General features: G+C 49.3%; 3 protein-coding genes and 1 pseudogene. All 4 read left to right on the forward strand.

Annotation, left to right across the window (positions count from 1 at the left end; all coding sequences use genetic code 11):
* Positions 1 to 502, forward strand: a pseudogene (locus Q0231_RS11120) (DNA polymerase IV); the annotation flags it as partial.
* A 9-nt stretch (positions 503 to 511) separates the two neighbouring features.
* Entirely contained in the window at positions 512 to 973 is a 462-nt protein-coding gene (locus Q0231_RS11125) for a RidA family protein (protein WP_299347725.1), read from the forward strand.
* Positions 973 to 1,728: a glycerophosphodiester phosphodiesterase family protein gene (locus Q0231_RS11130; protein WP_299347726.1), complete on the forward strand. Its 756-nt coding sequence runs from the start codon at positions 973 to 975 to the stop codon at positions 1,726 to 1,728. Before Q0231_RS11125 ends, Q0231_RS11130 begins: the two co-directional genes overlap by 1 nt.
* A gap of 50 nt (positions 1,729 to 1,778) precedes the next feature.
* Positions 1,779 to 2,748 (forward strand): GNAT family N-acetyltransferase (locus tag Q0231_RS11135; protein WP_299347727.1); only part of this gene is annotated, 970 nt, incomplete at its 3' end.

The raw sequence follows: 2,748 nt of genomic DNA on the forward strand, positions 1-2,748 counted from the left end.
TTCGCGCGGCGTAAAATCAGTATCGAACGAAACGACTTTCTTTAAGGATATAAATGACTTCGAGGAACTTTCTAAGGTGATGTTACGTCTGTCAGAAGAAGTCAGCAGCCGCATGAAAGCCAAAGACCTTGCCGGTGACACCATAACGTTAAAACTCAAAACAGCTGGATTTGCCACGCGAACACGGCGCCGCCAACTCCTCTCTCCAACTCAATTGGCACACATAATCTATGAAACAGGTCAATCGATGTTGGAGAAGGAAGTGGGCATGACCAGCTTCAGGCTAATCGGAATTGGTGTATCAGGCCTGTGCAAAGCCCCAGCAAGTGACCCTGTCGATCTAATTGATCCAAAGGTTGCTCGCAAAGCAGCCGCCGAACGCGCAATGGATAAGGTGCGTGACCGGTTTGGTAAAAAAGCGGTCTTGCGCGGCAAACTAATGAGCGTCAAAAAAGAAGAAATCAAGAGCGACAAAGATTCGCCAAAACCAAAATCAACCTAGGGTACAACCATGACACCTGAAGAAAAAATTATTGAACTTGGCTTTCAATTGCCTGCCCCTGTCGCACCACTAGCCAGCTATGTGCCAGTGCAACGCACGGGAAATCTGTTGCACATTTCAGGGCAACTGCCAATGGATGCTGAGGGCCTTCGCAAAGGTCGCTTGGGGGACAATGTTGGCGTTGAACAAGCACAACAAGCTGCGCAAATCTGTGCCCTCAATATTCTTGGACAAATAAAGTCGAGTGCAGGTGTGGATCTATCCAACATTAAACAAGTTATCAAACTCGGCGTGTTTGTAGCCTGTACCGACGATTTCAATGAGCATCATCTTGTGGCAAATGGCGCATCTGACTTGATCGGCCAAGTCTTAGGCGACAAGGGAAAACACGCCCGTGCCGCTGTTGGTGTGCCTTCGCTTCCGCTCGGCGCAGTTGTCGAAATCGAAGCGATTGTTGAGATTGCGGATTAATGGACGATATTGCAGCTGCTTTCGCTCAGCCAATTGCCCATCGTGGTCTTCATAACCACAAAAAGGGTATTATAGAAAACAGTGCAGACGCGTTTGCAGCTGCAATAAATGCGGGCCTTGCCATCGAATGCGACTTGCAGCTGACAGGCGATGACCAACCTGTTGTGTTTCACGACTACACTCTTGATCGTTTGACGGCACAATCTGGTAGGCTGAGGAGCATAAGTGCCGATCAATTCAGCCGCATCCCGCTCAAAGGGAGCCAAAACAAACCCCAGTCCTTTGCCGATCTGTTACAGCAAGTCGACGGACAGGTACCGCTTATTGTCGAACTGAAGTCCCAACATGATGACAATTCGCAATTGGCAAAGCATACAGTTGAAGTGGCCCAAAACTATGAGGGACCGTTGGTGTTTAAAAGTTTTGATCCAAAGCTTTTAGTCGACCTGCGACGCCATGCCTGCCCTTGGCCAATCGGCGTAGTATTGGAACGCGAGAAACCAAAAAACGCACCATGGATTGTGGGATTTCTGCTTCGCCATCTCCTACATTGGCCGTGGACAAGGTTTAGCTTCGTTTCCTGTAACGTAGATGATTTGGACCTTCCAATGGTGCGGTTGTGCAGAACGCTCGGCTACAAAGTGATGACATGGACAGTAAAGAACGAGGCGCAACACGCCAATGCAGCCATTTATGCGGATCAAGTCGTCTTTGAAGACGAAGGGCTTTCCCAACTCGACAAAGGCAAAAAGTGAGCAAACAATCAGCGCCCATTATTGCAAAGACCTTTGGCTCAGCGACACAGATTGGGGCTGACAGTTGGAATGCTTGCGCTGGTTCTACAAACCCATTTGTTCAATATGCCTTTTTTGATGCACTTGAACGTTCGGGCAGCGCTTCGGCTCTGAGCGGCTGGCAACCTCAGCATATCGCGCTAGTCGATCAAAACGACATCGTCTTTGCCATAATGCCAGCTTACATCAAAAGCCACTCACAAGGCGAATATGTGTTTGACCACGCTTGGGCAGATGCATATGCGCGCGCTGGCGGCAACTATTACCCAAAGCTGCAAATTTCTGTTCCTTTCACGCCCGCCTCTGCCCCCAAACTCCTCATAAGGCCTGATGCCCCTACTGAAATGCTTGCCGCCCTGCCCGATGCCGCCGCGTCGGCAACAATCCAACTAGGGTGCTCTTCTGCGCATGCTACATTCCTTTCAAAAAACGAGCTTGCTGTTTTCAAATCAAATGGCTGGCTTGAGAGAAACGATCAACAGTTTCATTGGACCAACAACAACTTCACAAATTTTGATGACTTCTTAGAGAGCCTGACTTCACGCAAACGCAAATCCATTCGCAAAGAGCGGCGCGAAGCATTGGCCAATGGAATCAATGTGGTGTGGAAAACCGGGAGCGAAATCACGGAAGCGGATTGGGATGTGTTTTTTGAATTCTATCAAGACACTGGCGCGCGAAAATGGGGCTCGCCATACCTCAATCGCACTTTCTTTTCTATGATCGGCAAAAGCATGGCCGACCGGATACTGTTGATGTCTGCAAAGGACGAAGATCGTACGATCGCTGGTGCGCTCAACTTCATCGGGTCAGATACCTTGTTCGGGAGATATTGGGGATGCAATACCCATGTGCCCTTCCTGCATTTCGAATTGTGCTACTATCAAGCCATTGATTTTGCGATTCAAAACCGCCTAAAGCGTGTAGAAGCGGGCGCACAGGGTGGCCACAAACTTGCCCGCGGCTATGAACCAGTAACAA

Origin of the sequence: uncultured Maritalea sp., from assembly GCF_937139385.1 — a bacterium.
Taxonomy (GTDB): Bacteria; Pseudomonadota; Alphaproteobacteria; order Rhizobiales; family Devosiaceae; genus Maritalea; species Maritalea porphyrae_A.

Bases quoted from the DNA above. Each gene is read 5' to 3' on its own strand.
- Q0231_RS11125 (WP_299347725.1), top strand. From the start codon at position 512: ATGACACCTGAAGAAAAAATTATTGAACTTGGCTTTCAATTGCCTGCC.
- Q0231_RS11130 (WP_299347726.1), top strand. From the start codon at position 973: ATGGACGATATTGCAGCTGCTTTCGCTCAGCCAATTGCCCATCGTGGT.